The following is a 16,748-nucleotide window of genomic DNA, read 5'->3' on the forward strand; positions in this document are numbered from 1 at the left end:
AAGATTCATCTTGTTTGTCTTTTCATGCTTTCTACAAGAAAAGCGTTCCACAACAAGGAATAACTTTCACAAGACGGCCACCTTAAAAAACACAGGCAAAACCGTTTCGCATCGCCCACTTAATAACAGCGAGCAACAATAAAAGTGTGAAATTAACGAGTTGTCTTTATATTTCTCGGGTCTTGCGCCCTCGGTGAAAAATGCTTCCAGTTATTTTGACGTTAAATTTTTAACATATCGAAGTATAAACAATGGCGCAAAAAATGCCTTATTTCAGGTTTATTGAACTGCCGTTTATGTGAGGTGTGCTGCATGTCTCGTATGGCAAAACATGCATGCCATGGCCGTCTATGGCACACTAGCCGCCAGATATTGCCGTCTTCACAGCCAGGTTTATTGACGTTCATGAGCGTAACCGCCCCAAACATAAAGTCTTTGCCCTACCATCGCAGCGCCCTGATGACGCTTTTTGCCCCGCTTTCATCGCAGCCTTGGGCGATGCTGCTGCACTCGGGCTTTGCCGACCATTCGCACAACCGCTTCGATATTCTGGTCGCGCAGCCGCGCATTACTCTCACGACTCATGGCGCCACCACAGAAATCACAAGTGACGACGTAACAATACGGTCGCAACAAGATCCGTTTGAGTTGTTGCAACAGCAGATGGTGGCGCAAGGTTGGCAACCGGCCTTTAATCCGGATCTGCCGTTTCAGGGCGGCGCCCTGGGGCTGTTCGGCTACGATCTTGGGCGGCGGGTGGAAAGCTTGCCGCAGTTGGCCGAAGCCGACCTCACCTTGCCGGACATGGCGGTGGGCATTTATGACTGGGCGCTGATCGCCGACCACCGGCTGCAAACGCTGACGCTGCTCAGCTATGGCGACGTGGAACAGCGCTGGCGCTGGCTCAATAGCCAAACCGCGCCTGCGGCACGCCCTTTCACGCTGCTGAGCGACTGGCGCGCCAATATGAGCCGGCAGCAGTACGGCGAGAAGTTCCAACGCATTCAGCACTACCTGCGCAGCGGCGACTGTTACCAAATCAATCTGGCGCAGCGATTCTCCGCAGACTATCAGGGAGATGAATGGCAGGCGTTTTGCCGATTGAGCGCAAGCAACCGCGCGCCGTTCTCCGCGTTCTTGCGTCTGCCGCACAACAGCGTGTTGAGCGTTTCTCCCGAGCGCTTCCTGTGGCTGGAGCAGCAGCGCATCCAAACCCGCCCGATCAAGGGCACGCTGCCGCGGCTGGCGGACGCGGAACAAGACACCGCACAGGCTCGACGTTTGGCCGGTTCGCCCAAAGATCGCGCTGAAAATCTGATGATTGTCGATCTGCTGCGCAACGATATCGGCCGCGTCGCCCAGCCCGGCAGCGTGCGCGTGCCGGAGCTGTTCGTCGTGGAGCCGTTCCCGGCGGTGCACCACCTGGTGAGCACCATCACCGCAACCCTGCCGGACACCGCCTCGGCGACCGAACTGCTGCGCGCCTGCTTCCCCGGCGGCTCGATCACCGGCGCGCCCAAGGTGCGGGCGATGGAAATCATCGAAGAACTGGAGCCGCAGCGTCGCAACGCCTATTGCGGCAGCATCGGTTACCTGAGCGCCTGCGGCACCATGGACACCAACATCACTATTCGCACGCTCGTCACCGAAAACGGCCGCATCCATTGCTCCGCCGGTGGCGGCATCGTGGCGGACAGCCAGGAACAGGCGGAATATCAGGAGACCTTCGACAAGGTTGGCCGCATTCTGCCGCAGCTCGGGGAGTGCGCCCAGTCGTGATCCCACCAAATGCACCGGCTTCACTGCACGCCTTTATCAGCCGTTTCCAACTGCAGCTGCCGCAGGCGGCGCAGATCTCGCACAATGTGCGCCCGGCCGCAGTGCTGATCCCGATCGTCTGTCGCGCCGAGCCGACGCTGCTGTTGACCCGCCGCGCCGACTCGCTGCGCAAACATGCCGGCCAGGTGGCCTTCCCCGGCGGTAAAACCGACGATGAAGACGGGTCGGCGATCGTGACGGCGCTGCGAGAAGCGCAGGAAGAAGTGGCGATACCGCCGCAGGCGGTTACTATACTCGGCCAAATGGCGCCGCTCGACAGCAGCACCGGATTTCAGGTCACGCCTATCGTCGGCCTGGTCTCGCCGGACGTGCAGTTCCGCGCCAACGAAGGCGAAGTGGCTGACGTGTTTGAAATGCCTTTGCGGGAGGCGCTGACCCTGTCGCGTTACTACCCGCTGGACATTCATCGCGCCGGCCATACGCACCGGATTTACCTTTCCTGGTACCACAGCCAGTTTATCTGGGGGCTGACCGCCGCCATCATTCGCCGCCTGGCGCAGCAAGTCAGTATTTAGCCGGCATTGCGTGATCTGACTCGCAATCTGGCACGGTTGCCGGCCTCCGCTGCGGGTAAAGCGATCGAAATCACTTCATTTGATCGCTTTTTCAACTACCGTTCCGGTTGAATGGTTTTAAAAAAACTGTAAACCCTCTCTTAAACCTTACGAAATACCTGTAAAATACCACCGTCCGAGATAAACCACTGTAGAAACAGGGATTAAGCCGGCGGCGTTCAGCAAGGAAAGCTGGCGCGATTACCGTTAATGGAGCTTGGGCGAAAGCGGATGCCCCGCACAAGGGTTCGCCCCGGGTAATCAGTAAAAAAAGCGACACCACGGATTATTTAATTTCATGCGAAAAAGGCAGCCGAACCCGCACGGCCCTTTTACAATATCGCTGTTCCCTGCGCGGTTCTTAACCGCCGCAGCCATAACAATACGTCTCTTTAAGGAGTTTTAGCGTGATTAGCGTTTTCGACATGTTTAAGATCGGCATCGGCCCGTCCAGCTCTCATACGGTTGGACCGATGAAAGCCGGCAAACAGTTTGTCGACGATCTGGTAAATAAAGGCCTGATGCCTTCTATCACGCGTGTTGCCGTAGACGTTTACGGCTCACTCTCATTGACCGGCAAAGGTCACCATACCGATATCGCTATCATTCTCGGCCTGGCCGGCAACATGCCGGACACCGTCGATATCGATAGCATCCCGGGTTTTATTCGCGATGTAGAACAACGTCAACGCCTGATGCTGGCCAACGGCCTGCATGAAGTCGATTTCCCGCGCGACGGCGGCATGGTCTTCCGCAGCGACAACCTGCCGCTGCACGAAAACGGCATGCAGGTCCACGCCTTCGCCGGCGATAAAGAAGTGTATAGCAAGACCTATTACTCTATCGGCGGCGGCTTCATCGTCGATGAAGAGAACTTCGGCAAGGCCGCCGAGCAAGAACTGCAAATGCCTTATCCGTTCAATTCCGCGCGCGAAATGCTCGACCACTGTCGCGAGACCGGGCTGTCGCTGTCCGGCATGGTGATGCAGAACGAACTGGCGCTGCACAGCAAGCAAGAGATCGACACCTACTTCGGTAACGTCTGGCAAACCATGCGCGCCTGCATCGATCGCGGTCTGAACACCGAAGGCGTGCTGCCGGGCCCGCTGCGCGTGCCGCGCCGTGCCTCCGCGCTGCGCCGCATGCTGGTGGCGTCGGACAAGCTGTCCAACGATCCGATGAACGTGATCGACTGGGTCAACATGTTCGCGCTGGCGGTTAACGAAGAAAACGCCGCCGGCGGCCGCGTCGTCACCGCGCCGACCAACGGCGCCTGCGGCATCGTGCCTGCCGTGCTGGCTTACTACGATCACTTCATCGAGTCCGTCAGCCCGGACATCTATATCCGCTACTTTATGGCGGCGGGCGCCATCGGCGCGCTGTACAAGATGAACGCCTCCATTTCCGGCGCCGAAGTCGGCTGTCAGGGTGAAGTCGGCGTTGCCTGCTCCATGGCGGCGGCCGGCCTGGCCGAACTGCTGGGCGGCAGCCCTGAGCAGGTATGCGTGGCGGCGGAAATCGGCATGGAACACAACCTGGGTCTGACCTGCGATCCGGTCGCCGGCCAGGTGCAGGTGCCGTGCATTGAGCGCAACGCCATCGCCTCGGTCAAGGCGATCAATGCCGCCCGCATGGCCCTGCGCCGCACCAGCGAACCGCGCGTTTCGCTGGATAAGGTGATCGAGACCATGTATGAAACCGGCAAAGACATGAACGCCAAGTATCGAGAAACATCACGCGGCGGCCTGGCTATCAAGGTGCAATGCGACTGACCGACAACCCCGCCACCCGGCGGGGTTTTTTATGGGTAATCAATTCATTGAGCGTTTTTGTGACAATGTCACCAGAAAAAATCCTGCATTTTTCTCATCGATCCGGCGGTTAGCCTGCAAATTGACCTTCTGTTTTGCCAAATCGAAATAATTTACTGAGTTACCATCAATCTTGTATAACCTCAGGCTAGAATTAGCCGAGCGCAACTTAAGGATCTATGGCCTGACCGTGACTCGGAGCTGGATTACCGAACAAGGATTTACCGGATGTTGATGACCCACCTCGCCGCGTCCCAATATCGTTACTACCGTTGGCTGCTGGCCGGAGCGGTGGGCGCGGCTATTCTGTTGGTATCGCTGTATACCCGTTACTATCAAGAGGTCAAAAGCATCGAGCAGAGCCAGCAAACGTTGGCCACCCGCACCGTCGGCAAGATTGACCAGCTGCTGTCCCCCGCACAGCTGCAGGCGGAACGCAGTATGGACATGCTGGAACAACCCTGCGAGAACGTCTCATCGACCCTACGCTTTCGCGCCGCGCAAAATCAGGCGCTGCGCGCCATGCTGCTGGTAAAAAATGGCGTCATCTACTGCTCCAGCCTGTTTGGCGCCCGTCATTATCAGTTGGCCGCCGTGCTGCCGATTTTCGTCAACAGCAACGTCAAGCTGGCGCTGCGCCCTTCGTTGGCGGTGAGCAAAGGACTGCCCACGTTGGTGATGTGGACACCCTCCCCCGGCGATAGAACCAGCGGCGTTCTGCACGTCTTCAATATCGAGCTGTTATCGAACTTTTTACTCGAACCGCAGGAGCCTTATGTTCAGCGAATGGTGCTGAACGTAGCCGACAGCAGCCTGGAATACGGACGCCGTGAAATCCTGCGCCGCGACACCCTGACCAACGATCTGCGTTACACCGCCGGTTCCGAGCGGTACCCGTTCTCGATTTCGCTGTTCGGCCCGCAGGTCGGCATGCTGGCGTTTTCCGCACTGCCGCGCCATATTCCTCTGGCGCTGTTGATCAGCCTGCTGGCGGCCTATGTGGTCTACCTGCTCACCGCTAACCGTATGAGCCTGTCTTATCACATCGGCCATGCCATTACCCACCGGGAGTTCCGCGTTTACTGCCAACCGATCATTCACAGCGATACCGGCCGCTGCGCCGGCGTCGAGATGCTGCTGCGTTGGAAAAAGAAACGGCAGGGGTGGATCTCGCCCGACGTGTTTATCCCGCTGGCCGAGCAGCATGAGCTGATCATTCCGCTGACCCGCTATCTGATGAACACCGTGACGGAAAATCTGCAGCTATTCCCGCCGCGGCCGTCGTTCTACATCAGCATCAACGTCGCGGCCGAGCATTTTAAAACGCTCAACATCATCGACGATATCCGCCAGATTTGGCTGCCGGCGCACCCAATGCCGTCACTGATGCTGGAGCTGACCGAGCGCACCGCGCTGTCGGCCATCCAGCATGACCAGATCCGGACGCTGAAAGACATGGGTATCATGCTGGCCATCGACGATTTCGGCACCGGCCACAGTTCGCTGAGCTACCTGAAAAACCTCAGCCCGGACGTGTTGAAGATTGACCGCGGGTTTACCGCGGCCATCGGCACCGACGCGGTAAACGCAACGGTGACCGACACCATCATTACGCTGGCGCAGCGGCTGAAGCTGAAGTTGGTGGCTGAAGGGGTAGAAACGGCGGAACAGGCTGACTACCTGCGCTCACGCGAGGTCAATGCCCTGCAGGGGTATTATTTCGCCAAACCGATGCCGATCCACGTTTTCCCGCTATGGTTGCAACAGTACGAATCGCGCGTCAGGCATGCGCAAGAGGATCCGCCGGAGGCCTGAGCCTCCGGCGAACGGGTTACGACTGCGTCGGCTCGTCAAAGACGACGCGGGTGACACGCACCAGTTCGATGCGGTATTCGGAGACGTCGACGATATCGAAACGCAGGTGGTTCAGCTCGATAGTATCCCCCACCACTGGCATCTGGCCGTAGTGGGCCAACAGCAGCCCCGCCAGGGTGGCGTAGTCCGCGGTTGGGCTCACCAGGTCATCGCAGGCCAGCGCCTGTTCCAGCGAGTGCAGGTCGGTCCCGCCCTTCACCAGCCAGCCGTCGCCTTCCGCCACAATGTCCGGGGTTTCATCTTCGTCCGGGAATTCACCGGCAATCGCTTCCAGCACGTCCAGCGGCGTCACCAGCCCTTGCACGACGCCGAACTCGTTGGTGACCACCACCAGACGCCCTTTGGCGCGACGCAGCACCGCCAACAGCTTGATGACGTCCATGGTTTCCGGCACCACGATCGGCGGCGTGCGGGCGGCGAACTCGGCGATATCTTCACCCTGCTCCAGCGCCACCAGCAGATCCTTGGCGCGCACCACGCCAACAATCTCATCCACCGAATCGCGGCACACCGGGAACAGGCTGTGCGGCGTGTCCAGCAGCTGTTCGCGTACCTCTTCGCGGGAGCGCTCGCAATCGACCCAGGAAATCTCGGTGCGCGGCGTCATCACGCTGCGCAATGAGCGCGAGGCCAGCGTCAGCACGCCGCTGATCATATAACGCTCTTCCTCCGCAAAGGTTTCATCCCGCGGCAAGGCGACCGCATCGTCCGTCTGCTGCGCGCGCTGCTGCCCCATCAGGCGCATGATCGCTTCCGCGGTGCGCTCGCGCATCGGGCGACGCGCCTGATGCTTGATGAAGTTGCGACGCGCGATCTGGTTGAACAATTCAATCAGGATCGAGAAGCCGATCGCGGCGTACAGATAACCTTTAGGAATATGCAAGCCGAAGCCTTCGGCGATCAGGCTCAGGCCGATCATCAACAGGAAGCTCAGGCACAGCACCACAATGGTCGGATGCGCGTTAACGAAGTTAGTCAACGGTTTGGACGCCAACAGCATCACCGCCATCGCGATCACCACCGCCGCCATCATCACCGGCAGATCGTTCACCATGCCCACGGCGGTAATCACCGCATCGAGCGAGAACACCGCGTCGAGGATGACGATCTGCACCACCACCGCCCAGAACTTGGCGTAACCGCGGTTGGCGCCGTCCTGGTGCGTCTGCCCTTCCAGCCGTTCATGCAGCTCCATGGTGGCTTTGAACAACAGGAACACCCCGCCGAACAGCAGGATAAGATCGCGGCCCGAGAAGCTGAAATCGCCGACGCTGAACAGCGGCGTGGTCAGCGTCACCATCCAGGAGATCACCGACAACAGGCCCAAACGCATCAGCAATGCCAGCGACAGGCCGATGATGCGCGCTTTATCACGCTGCTTCGGCGGCAGCTTGTCGGCCAAAATGGCAATGAACACCAGGTTGTCGATGCCCAGCACGATTTCCAGCACCACCAGCGTAAGCAACCCCGCCCAAATAGAGGGGTCCATTAAAAATTCCATATCAGACTCCAGAGAAAAGTGGGAACGAGCGCAGGAGGCTCAGACGTGACGATGCCGCCGCTGCATGGGCGCAGTCGACAATAGCAAGGTGACGGGATGGGATTACCGGGTGGTGGCCGAGCGGCCGAACAGCATATGTAACGCCAGCAGGTGGCGGGTGAAACCTGGAAAAACAGTAACTTCGGTGACAGTCCATAGGGAGGGCTGAGGCCCTTCACTCCTTAGTGATGAAAGAGGAAATTACTGTATCAGGATTTTTCTGGCGGACAAAGCGGCTTTTTCAACGGCGGTTTAAGGTTGCGCCCTGTCATCTCGCCCACGACCGCTAAGATTTATCCGAGCATTCAATAGCGGAGCAGCGTCACAAAAAATATTTTTTCACTCACTAAAATAAATGACGCGTTCGTGAAGTATCGCGCACAGGCATTTGAAACTGCGTGAGAAATGTTAGGCGTGCGTTTCTTTTTTTCTACCATAATGTATCTGAACCGCGGAAGTGACTGCCAAGACGGCACGGAAGAACGATACACACCGTGCCTGGAGTTCAACGAGGAGGTAGCGAGTGGCAATAGCTATTATCATCGGCACACACGGGGCTGCAGCGGAACAACTGCTGAAAACGGCGGAGATGCTATTGGGCGAGCAGGACAACGTCGCCTTTATAGACTTCGTTCCCGGTGAGAATGCCGAAACGTTAATCGTCAAGTACAACGAAAAAATCAGTGGATTGGATACCAGCGGCGGCGTGCTGTTCCTGGTGGATACCTGGGGCGGCAGCCCGTTCAACGCCGCCAGCCGCATTGCGGTCGATAAAGACAACTATGAGGTCGTCACCGGGGTCAACATTCCGATGCTGGTGGAAACCTTCATGGCGCGGGACGATAACCCCGCTTTCGATGAACTGGTGGCGCTGGCGTTGGAAACCGGCCGTGAAGGCGTGAAAGCGCTGAAAAAACCGCAGGAAGAACCCGCAAAACCCGCAGCACCCGCCCCGAAAGCCGCTGCTCCTCAGGCGCCGTTGGGGCCGAACGATCACATGAAAATCGGCCTGGCGCGTATCGACGATCGCTTAATCCACGGCCAGGTCGCCACCCGCTGGACCAAAGAGACCAACGTCAGCCGCATCATCGTCGTCAGCGATGAGGTTGCCGCCGACCATGTGCGCAAAACCTTGTTGACCCAGGTTGCCCCGCCGGGCGTCACCGCTCACGTGGTGGACGTGGCGAAGGCCATCCGCGTCTGGAACAACCCGAAATACGCCAACGATCGCGTGATGCTGTTATTCACCAACCCGACCGACGTTTGGCGTCTGGTGGAAGGCGGCGTGGAGATTACATCCGTCAATATCGGCGGCATGGCGTTCCGTCAGGGGAAAACCCAGGTGAATAACGCCGTTTCCGTCGATGAAAAAGATATCGAAGCGTTTAAGAAGCTGAACGACCGCGGTATCGAGCTGGAGGTGCGTAAGGTCTCGTCCGACAGCCGGCTAAAAATGATGGACCTGATTAACAAACTCAATTAGTGGCGCCAGCCGCTGATTATTTTACTCAGAGCTTTTTTGGTCATAGGAGAAGTGCAATGGAGATCACCACTCTTCAGATTGTGCTGATATTTATCGTTGCCTGTATCGCCGGGATGGGTTCCGTCCTCGACGAATTCCAGTTCCACCGCCCGCTGGTCGCCTGTACCCTGATCGGCTTCATCCTCGGCGACATGAAAACCGGCATCATCATCGGCGGTACGCTGGAAATGATCGCCCTCGGCTGGATGAACATCGGTGCGGCGGTCGCGCCGGATGCCGCCCTGGCGTCCATCATCTCGACCATACTGGTCATCGCCGGTGGGCAGAGCGTCGGCGCCGGTATCGCGCTGGCCATTCCGCTGGCGGCGGCCGGCCAGGTGCTGACCATCATCGTGCGCACCCTCACCGTGGCCTTCCAGCACGCGGCGGACAGCGCGGCGGAGCGCGGCAGCCTGCGCGCCATCACCTGGATCCATATCGGCGCCCTGCTGCTGCAGGCGATGCGTATCGCCATCCCTGCGGTCATCGTCGCCATCTCGGTCGGCACCGCCGGGGTACACGCCCTGCTCAACTCGATCCCGGAAGTGGTCACCAGCGGCCTGAACATCGCCGGCGGCATGATCGTCGTGGTCGGTTACGCAATGGTGATTAACATGATGCGCGCCGGCTACCTGATGCCGTTCTTCTATCTCGGTTTCGTTACCGCCGCCTTCACCAACTTTAACCTGGTGGCGCTCGGCGTCATCGGCGTGGTGATGGCCGTGCTGTATATCCAGCTCAGCCCGAAATACAACAAATCTCAGGTTGTCCAGGCCGGCCCGGCTAACGCGAACGATCTCGATAACGAACTCGACTAGGAATAGGTGAGAGAAATGGTTGATACAACTGCTCAAAAGAAACTCACGCCGGCCGACATTCGCGGCGTATTCCTGCGCTCTAACCTGTTCCAGGGGTCATGGAACTTCGAACGCATGCAGGCGCTGGGTTTTTGCTTCTCGATGGTGCCGGTGATCCGTCGCCTGTATCCGGAAAACAATGACGATCGCAAACAGGCGATCAAACGCCACCTCGAGTTCTTCAACACGCACCCTTACGTGGCGGCGCCGGTGCTCGGCGTGACCATGGCGATGGAAGAGCAACGCGCCAACGGCGCGCCGATCGACGACGGCGCGATCAACGGCATCAAGGTCGGTTTGATGGGGCCGTTGGCAGGCGTCGGTGACCCGATCTTCTGGGGCACCGTGCGGCCGGTGTTCGCCGCGCTCGGCGCCGGCATCGCCATGAGCGGCAGCCTGCTCGGGCCGATCCTGTTCTTCGTGCTGTTCAACCTGGTGCGCCTGCTGACCCGTTACTACGGCGTGGCCTACGGTTACCGTAAAGGGGTGGATATCGTCAACGACATGGGCGGCGGTTTCCTGCAAAAACTGACGGAAGGAGCGTCCATTCTCGGCCTGTTTGTGATGGGGGCGCTGGTCAACAAGTGGACGCACGTGAATATCCCGCTGGTGGTGTCCAAGATAACCGACCAGACCGGGCATACCAACGTCACCACGGTGCAGACTATCCTCGACCAGCTGATGCCGGGCCTGGTGCCGCTGCTGCTGACCTTCGCCTGCATGTGGCTGCTGCGCAAGAAAGTCAACGCGCTGTGGATCATTATCGGCTTCTTCGTCATCGGTATCTTTGGCTATTGGATTGGCCTGCTGGGCCTGTAATCGTTCGGAACGGCCGGGGGGCAACCCCCGGCTTTTTTATGTGTGGAGCGCAAGAGATGTCACTGACCGACGCCGTACTGATGCTGTTCATCGCCCTGCTGTTGCTGTATTCGCTGTATGACGAATTCGGCATGGATCTGCTGAAAGGCAAAACGCGGCTCAAAGTGCCGCTCAAACGCCGCAACCGGCTCGACAGCCTGATTTTCGTCGGCCTGATCGCCATTCTGATTTACCGCAACGTCACCACCAACGGCGCGGCATTAACCACTTACCTGCTTATTTCTTTGGCGCTGCTCGCCATCTATATCGCTTATATTCGCTCACCCAAGATGGTGTTTAAAGCGCACGGTTTTTTCTTCGCCAATGTGTTTGTCGAATATAACCGCATTAAAGCCATGAATTTATCGGAAGATGGCATTCTGGCCATCGACCTGGAACAGCGCCGGCTGTTGGTTCAGGTAACTCACCTGGACGACCTGGAGAAGATTTATCACTTTTTCGTTGATAATCAATAAATAAAAATAAATCCATTCCGTTATCGCTCAAACCCCGCGCTGCTTGTGGACAATTAATCGGCAGCGCCATTTCTTTTCTGACTATTATTTCCGCAACATTGTTACCCCCAGCTACATTATATTCCCCCATGAACTCAGATTAATGAAAACGAGTCTCAATTAAGAGCCAATATTGCCAAAGAATAAGGTTGTCGATGGCTGAAATAATATGGTATGGTTGCGCCGTCATTGGGGAGTAGCCGGTTTCTGGAGAATAAAAACCAGAAACGCCCGTATCAACATACTCGTTTCGCCGTATGAAACGTGGTGCGGGCAGCCAGGTAAGGTTGGCGAGACCATAGACACGTAACTCCGTCGTTTGGTTGGGGGTGGGTTACGTGTATATGGAGCCACCCGGCCGAGGCTATTTCACATGAACCTTTCAGCAACGCTTATTCTCGCTTTCGGCATGTCCATGGATGCTTTCGCCGCTTCAATCGGCAAAGGCGCCAGCCTGCATCAACCCCGTTTTCGCGAAGCGATCCGCACCGGCCTGATCTTCGGCGTGGTGGAAGCGATCACCCCGCTCATCGGTTGGGCCATCGGCCTGTTCGCCAGCCAATACATCATGGAATGGGACCACTGGGTCGCCTTCTCGCTGCTATTCATTCTCGGCATGCGCATGATCGTCGAAGGGGTGCGCAACAGGCCCGACGAAGAAGAGAAGGTCAAACGCCATGGTTTCTGGTTATTGGTCGCCACCGCCATCGCCACCAGCCTCGACGCCATGGCGATCGGCGTCGGCCTGGCCTTCCTGCAGGTGAATATCGTGCACACCGCGATGGCCATCGGCTGCGCCACCATGATCATGGCGACGCTGGGCATGATGATCGGCCGCTTTATCGGCCCGCTGCTCGGCAAACGCGCCGAGATCCTCGGCGGCGTGGTGCTGATAGGTATTGGCGTCAACATCCTGCTGGAACACCTCGGCTACCTGGCCTGAGGCGACCGAACTGCAAAAAAACCTGCCGCGGCAGGTTTTTTTGTTTCTGGACGCGCGCCTTTTAAGCGCGACGTCGGTACAGCGCCAGGACGAAATCCGTCTCGCACACAAACTCCCCGCCTTCGGCCAACCGCTGTTGCACCTCCGGCGTGGCGCGCCAGGCGAACGGCGTCATCTGCAGCAGGTTGGCGGCCTGCGCGCCCGGCAAGGTCATCGTATAGGCCAGCGCCTCTTTGCGCTCGCAGTCGAACCCATCGAACTGTTCGTCCTGTTCGGCATGCAGCTGCACCTGCTGGTACACCCGCTCTTTCAGCTGGTACAGATGACGCGGGCCCGGCGAAACCGTCACTACCACGCCGCCCGGCTTCACCACCCGCGCCAGCTCCTGCGCCTTGCAAGGGGCGTAGATGCGCAAGACCGCATCCAAGGCCCCGTCGGCGAACGGCAAACGGTGGCTGGAGGCGACGCAGAACGAGACCGCCGGATAACGTTTGGCGGCATAACGGATCGCCACCTTCGCGACGTCCAGCCCATAGACCGCCATATTGCGCCCCTGGGCCAGCCGTGAGGCCACGGCGGCGGTGTAATACCCTTCCCCACAGCCTATGTCCAATAACGCGCCAGCATCGGCCGCCAGCGCCACATCCAGCCACTCGGCCACCTGCGCTTGCAGCGGCTGATAATACCCACCGTCGAGAAACGCGCGCCGCGCCTGCATCATTTCCGCGCTGTCTCCCGGCTGTTTCGATCGCTTGTGCTGTACCGGCAGCAGATTGACGTAGCCCTCTTTGGCCTGATCGAACTGATGATTGCTGTCGCAACGCCATTGTTGAGACGAAAAATGCAGCGGCTGATGACACAGGGGACATTGATAAGACATGAATGGGCTTCCAGAGAGACAGGGCGCGGCTAGTCTAAAGAAGGCGCCGGTTTGATGCAAGGCGCATCCCCGCTCGCTTTCATCGCCAACAACACCTGGCCAAGCGGGGAAAAAGCTGGCTACACTGAGAGTCTGTTTTCTCACGCAGGTGAAAATAATTTATGAGCGATCGTTCCGCGCTGCTCGATGCGGTGCCCCACATTCAGCACGGCTTCGGCAGCAAACTCGCGCTGCTGCCGGGGCATCTGCTGCCCTACAGCGCCACATTGCCGGAAAAGAAGCAGGTGCATGGCACCCGCATCGTCGATGTGCTGCAACCGGCGCAGGCGTGCGGTGAGGCCGATGGCTTCTACACGCGCCAGCCCGGCATTCTGCTCAGCGTGCTGACGGCGGATTGCCTGCCGGTGCTGTTCAGCCGTCGTGACGGCGGCGCCATCGCGGCGGTGCACGCCGGCTGGCGCGGGTTGCTGGACGGTATTCTGGAACAGATGGCGGCCCGCATTCGCCAGGACGGCGACACCGCCGATTGGGTGGCCTCCATCGGCCCCGCCGCCGGCCCGTGCTGTTACGAAGTTGACGAAGCACTGGTGGAAAACTTTAAACAGCGTCTGCCGCTGCCCGCTACGCTGATCAGCCCGCACTATCGGCATCTGGATCTGGCCGCGATCGCCGAATACAAGCTGACGACGCTCGGCTTCGCCGCCGTTGACCGCTCAGGCAGTTGCACTATCTGCACACCGGACGTCGATCCGCAGCGGCCGCAGCGCTTCAAATACACCAGCTATCGCCGCAACAGCCATCGGCGCGCGCAGGATCCGACGCATCCGGGCATTAAAGGCCGCAACCAGTACGCCGGCATCGTCATCGTCGCCGAATGACGGAAACGAAAAAGCCCGCGCGAAGGCGGGCTTTTTGTACAGCTGACGCTGATTAGATAGCAGTAACGTTTACTGCAGATGGGCCTTTCTGGCCATCTTGGATTTCGAACTCAACGTTCTGGCCTTCAGCCAGGGTTTTGAAGCCGTTACCCTGGATTGCAGAGAAGTGTACGAACACGTCTTTGCTGCCGTCAGCCGGGGTGATGAAACCGAAACCTTTAGACTCGTTGAACCACTTAACTTGACCTTTGATCTTTGCCATCTTGAGTATTTCCTTTGGATTGTTTAAACCGCCCGTAGGCGTTACATAGACAAACTAGAGTCGTTACTGCTTGAGGCACTAAGATAAGGATCGGCAGAGAAGCGGTATTCAACGCTAACGTCTTTACTCAGAACTTCTTTACTGAAAATGCCACACATATACAGAACTGTACCTCGTTTTACCCAGATGCGTTATCACATACTCTGTATGCGATGGCAAGCCATTTTTAATCACTGAACGACATGTCGCACATATTTGAAACGGTCGAGAGCCACATTTGCTTAAATAGGCCAAAAGATGTTGAAGCATCGGCTATTTTCTGCTTGCCAAAATCACTGCGCCAGACCCCGCATTCTGCTGGCGTTTTAACAAAACTTTCATCGTATTGACGCCTATCTGTCTCGTCATTTCCGCTTTTTTGCCGCTTATAGCGTTAAAAAATTTGAATCTTTATGGAATTTGATATGCAACATTTGAATATCGATGAACGGGGGCCAATTTATTCATCGCTCCTCCGACCATTTACCGCCGGAAAGCCCATTCATCATCGGCTTTCAGCCCTGCCGCCAAACGGCGCGGGCGAGCACGGCGAACGGGCCAGCGGTGACGCATCCGCCCTGCACAACGGATGCATAAACATGCAAAGCGCCGACACCTCTCCCGCTTGCCGGTGGGTTCATCATAAATAATCCGAATATCATTAACCTCAATAGCCGGAATAGTCTTATCAATAACGAAAGTTCAACGTTGAATTAAATCCTGAAAACAAGGGGGTTATTTGAATCACCACCCGCGCTTATCAATTCGGCTAATTACAGCCGCGCTTTCAAACCGTTGGTTTTATTCATCCCGCAGCGCCGCCGGGTGATGAGGTAACGCAGACGGTGAGTCCTGCAACGCGATGCGCTCACCAATCTTCAGCGGATGGAATTGATGCTGCTCCAGCCCCGCTTCGCTCAACGCCAGGTTCAACTGCTGCGGCGGCTCGTCCAGCGATTCATCCGCCAATTCGAACACCCCCCAATGAATGGGAATGGCGCGCGGCTGATTCAGTTGACGGTACAGCGTCACCGACTGCTGCGGATCCATATGCTGTTCCTGCATAAACCAGCGCGGCGCATAGGCGCCGATGGGCAGCGCCGCCACATCGAACGGCCCCAACCGCTGACCGATCTCCGCCAACCGTTCCGAATAGCCGCTGTCGCCGGAAAAATAAAACCGCAGCGCCGGATGGTGGATCATCCAGCCGCACCACAGCGAGCGATTGCGATCCCACAGCGTGCGCATGCTCCAGTGCCGCGCCGGCGTGGCGTAGACCGTCAGCTCGCCCAACGGCAGACTCTGCCACCAGTCCAGCTCATGCACCTTCAGCCGATAACGGCGGAACCAGCGCTTCAAGCCGAGCGGCACGATGAACTCGGTCTGAGGGAAACGCCGCGCCAATTGCCGCACCGTGCGCCTGTCAAGGTGATCATAATGGTTATGGGAGATCAGCACCGCATCCACCGCCGGCAGTTGCTCCACCGTCAGCGGCGGCGGCGTTCTGCGCTTCGGGCCGTAAAAGCTCAGCGGCGATGCGCGTTGGGACAACACCGGATCGATCAGGATATAGCGCCCGCTCAACCGCAGCAGCATCGAGGCATGCCCCAACCACCAGACGCTGTCGCCACTGCCGCTGAGATCGGCCGGCTGCCACCAGCGTTCGGTAAATTGCGCGTAGCCCTGCTGCGGCGGCTTGGGCAACCCCTGGCGCTTGCGCTCATCTTGCCAACGTTGAAGATCCCCCTCCTGACGCCGCGAAGGTTCCGGGTTGCGAAATCCCTCCGGCGTGTGATGCGCCTTGGCCGCGTCGTAATAACGGTTGATTCTTTTCATCCAGCGTCTTCTCCCGACCCTCAGCGCCCTGCACGGGCATGACTTTCAGTGTAACAAACCCGATGAAGCTCGCACTTCGTCAGCCGTGCGCTGCATTGAGGGAGCTTTTGCCGTATGCTGTTGTCTCACTTCGGTGAGACAGCCAGGGCCGCCAAGAGCCCGTTAAGACTCTCTTAAGAACTTTGTGATTGACTTGTAGGGCATACAGAAAAGGAGAAGTTATGAGTCGTTCGACATCCCGCAAATCAGGCGCAGGCCTGGGGCGCCGTATTCGCAGCGCGCTGCTGGCGCAGAAGCAATACTGGAAAATGTATTTCGCCATGAAGCTGCGCCGCGTGCGCGTGCCTGCACCGCTGGTGCTGCTTGGCGGTTCGCTGCTCGGGTTCTTCATGCTGACCCTGCTGATGCTCAGCGTGGTGACCATCGACGTCATCAGCACCCTGCTGCTGCTGTGCCGGAAACTGCTGGGACGGGGTGACGGTGAGGGGCGCGCCTTTATGCCGCGCAGCTGACGAGAAGAGCGCGGAGGCGCAATACGC

At 58.1% G+C, this 16,748-nt stretch carries 16 protein-coding genes and 1 riboswitch; of the genes, 11 read left to right on the forward strand and 5 right to left on the reverse strand.

What is annotated here, in order from left to right; genetic code table 11:
• The first annotated feature begins 405 nt into the window (after positions 1-405).
• From pabB to ACORQT_RS13995, 4 genes are all read left to right on the forward strand, one after another.
• Positions 406-1,779, forward strand: a complete 1,374-nt coding sequence (gene pabB, locus ACORQT_RS13980; protein ID WP_042785722.1) for an aminodeoxychorismate synthase component 1 — start codon at positions 406-408, stop codon at positions 1,777-1,779.
• On the forward strand, positions 1,776-2,354 hold the full coding sequence (locus ACORQT_RS13985) for a CoA pyrophosphatase (protein WP_042784755.1): 579 nt from the start codon (positions 1,776-1,778) through the stop codon (positions 2,352-2,354). Before pabB ends, ACORQT_RS13985 begins: the two co-directional genes overlap by 4 nt.
• A gap of 446 nt (positions 2,355-2,800) precedes the next feature.
• On the forward strand, positions 2,801-4,165 hold the full coding sequence (sdaA, locus tag ACORQT_RS13990) for an L-serine ammonia-lyase (RefSeq protein WP_025159820.1): 1,365 nt from the start codon (positions 2,801-2,803) through the stop codon (positions 4,163-4,165).
• A gap of 267 nt (positions 4,166-4,432) precedes the next feature.
• Positions 4,433-6,019: an EAL domain-containing protein gene (locus ACORQT_RS13995; RefSeq protein ID WP_033643382.1), complete on the forward strand. Its 1,587-nt coding sequence runs from the start codon at positions 4,433-4,435 to the stop codon at positions 6,017-6,019.
• A 16-nt stretch (positions 6,020-6,035) separates the two neighbouring features.
• On the opposite strand, the gene ACORQT_RS14000 is transcribed toward ACORQT_RS13995, so the two are convergent.
• Positions 6,036-7,580, reverse strand: coding sequence for a TerC family protein (locus ACORQT_RS14000; RefSeq protein ID WP_033643383.1), 1,545 nt, complete (start codon positions 7,578-7,580; stop codon positions 6,036-6,038).
• Positions 7,581-8,142: 562 nt separating this feature from the next.
• Between ACORQT_RS14000 and manX the strand changes: the two genes are divergently transcribed.
• From manX to mntP, 5 genes are all read left to right on the forward strand, one after another.
• Positions 8,143-9,102, forward strand: coding sequence for a PTS mannose transporter subunit IIAB (manX, locus tag ACORQT_RS14005; protein ID WP_042784756.1), 960 nt, complete (start codon positions 8,143-8,145; stop codon positions 9,100-9,102).
• 56 nt (positions 9,103-9,158) lie between these two features.
• On the forward strand, positions 9,159-9,959 hold the full coding sequence (locus tag ACORQT_RS14010) for a PTS mannose/fructose/sorbose transporter subunit IIC (RefSeq protein WP_033634888.1): 801 nt from the start codon (positions 9,159-9,161) through the stop codon (positions 9,957-9,959).
• 15 nt (positions 9,960-9,974) lie between these two features.
• Complete coding sequence (locus ACORQT_RS14015; RefSeq protein ID WP_033634889.1) at positions 9,975-10,817, forward strand: PTS mannose transporter subunit IID; 843 nt, start codon at positions 9,975-9,977, stop codon at positions 10,815-10,817.
• Positions 10,818-10,873: 56 nt separating this feature from the next.
• Positions 10,874-11,332, forward strand: a complete 459-nt coding sequence (locus ACORQT_RS14020; protein ID WP_033643385.1) for a DUF986 family protein — start codon at positions 10,874-10,876, stop codon at positions 11,330-11,332.
• A gap of 218 nt (positions 11,333-11,550) precedes the next feature.
• Positions 11,551-11,733, forward strand: a riboswitch (yybP-ykoY riboswitch).
• 11 nt (positions 11,734-11,744) lie between these two features.
• Positions 11,745-12,314, forward strand: a complete 570-nt coding sequence (gene mntP / locus ACORQT_RS14025; protein WP_025159822.1) for a manganese efflux pump MntP — start codon at positions 11,745-11,747, stop codon at positions 12,312-12,314.
• A gap of 61 nt (positions 12,315-12,375) precedes the next feature.
• On the opposite strand, the gene rlmA is transcribed toward mntP, so the two are convergent.
• Positions 12,376-13,194, reverse strand: coding sequence for a 23S rRNA (guanine(745)-N(1))-methyltransferase (gene rlmA, locus ACORQT_RS14030; RefSeq protein ID WP_033643386.1), 819 nt, complete (start codon positions 13,192-13,194; stop codon positions 12,376-12,378).
• A 161-nt stretch (positions 13,195-13,355) separates the two neighbouring features.
• On the opposite strand from rlmA, the gene pgeF reads away from it, so the two are divergent.
• On the forward strand, positions 13,356-14,072 hold the full coding sequence (gene pgeF, locus ACORQT_RS14035) for a peptidoglycan editing factor PgeF (RefSeq protein ID WP_033650929.1): 717 nt from the start codon (positions 13,356-13,358) through the stop codon (positions 14,070-14,072).
• Between the two features lie 52 nt (positions 14,073-14,124).
• Here the strand turns inward: pgeF and cspE are convergent, their stop codons facing one another.
• The 3 genes from cspE to ACORQT_RS14050 form a co-directional block, all read right to left on the reverse strand.
• Positions 14,125-14,334 carry a transcription antiterminator/RNA stability regulator CspE gene (cspE, locus tag ACORQT_RS14040; RefSeq protein ID WP_002221949.1) on the reverse strand — a complete coding sequence of 70 codons (210 nt, stop codon included), beginning with the start codon at positions 14,332-14,334 and terminating at the stop codon, positions 14,125-14,127.
• 41 nt (positions 14,335-14,375) lie between these two features.
• The gene (locus tag ACORQT_RS14045) at positions 14,376-14,492 is read right to left on the reverse strand and encodes a DUF2627 domain-containing protein (RefSeq protein WP_002211058.1); all 117 of its coding nucleotides are present in this window, start codon (positions 14,490-14,492) and stop codon (positions 14,376-14,378) included.
• A gap of 682 nt (positions 14,493-15,174) precedes the next feature.
• On the reverse strand, positions 15,175-16,209 hold the full coding sequence (locus tag ACORQT_RS14050; RefSeq protein ID WP_444859184.1) for an MBL fold metallo-hydrolase: 1,035 nt from the start codon (positions 16,207-16,209) through the stop codon (positions 15,175-15,177).
• Between the two features lie 221 nt (positions 16,210-16,430).
• Here ACORQT_RS14050 and ACORQT_RS14055 point away from each other — a divergent pair, with 221 nt between their 5' ends.
• Positions 16,431-16,721, forward strand: coding sequence for a hypothetical protein (locus ACORQT_RS14055; RefSeq protein WP_033643389.1), 291 nt, complete (start codon positions 16,431-16,433; stop codon positions 16,719-16,721).
• The last annotated feature ends 27 nt before the right edge of the window (positions 16,722-16,748 follow it).

The organism is Serratia sp. (in: enterobacteria) (assembly GCF_052400455.1).
Classification (GTDB): domain Bacteria; phylum Pseudomonadota; class Gammaproteobacteria; order Enterobacterales; family Enterobacteriaceae; genus Serratia; species Serratia ureilytica.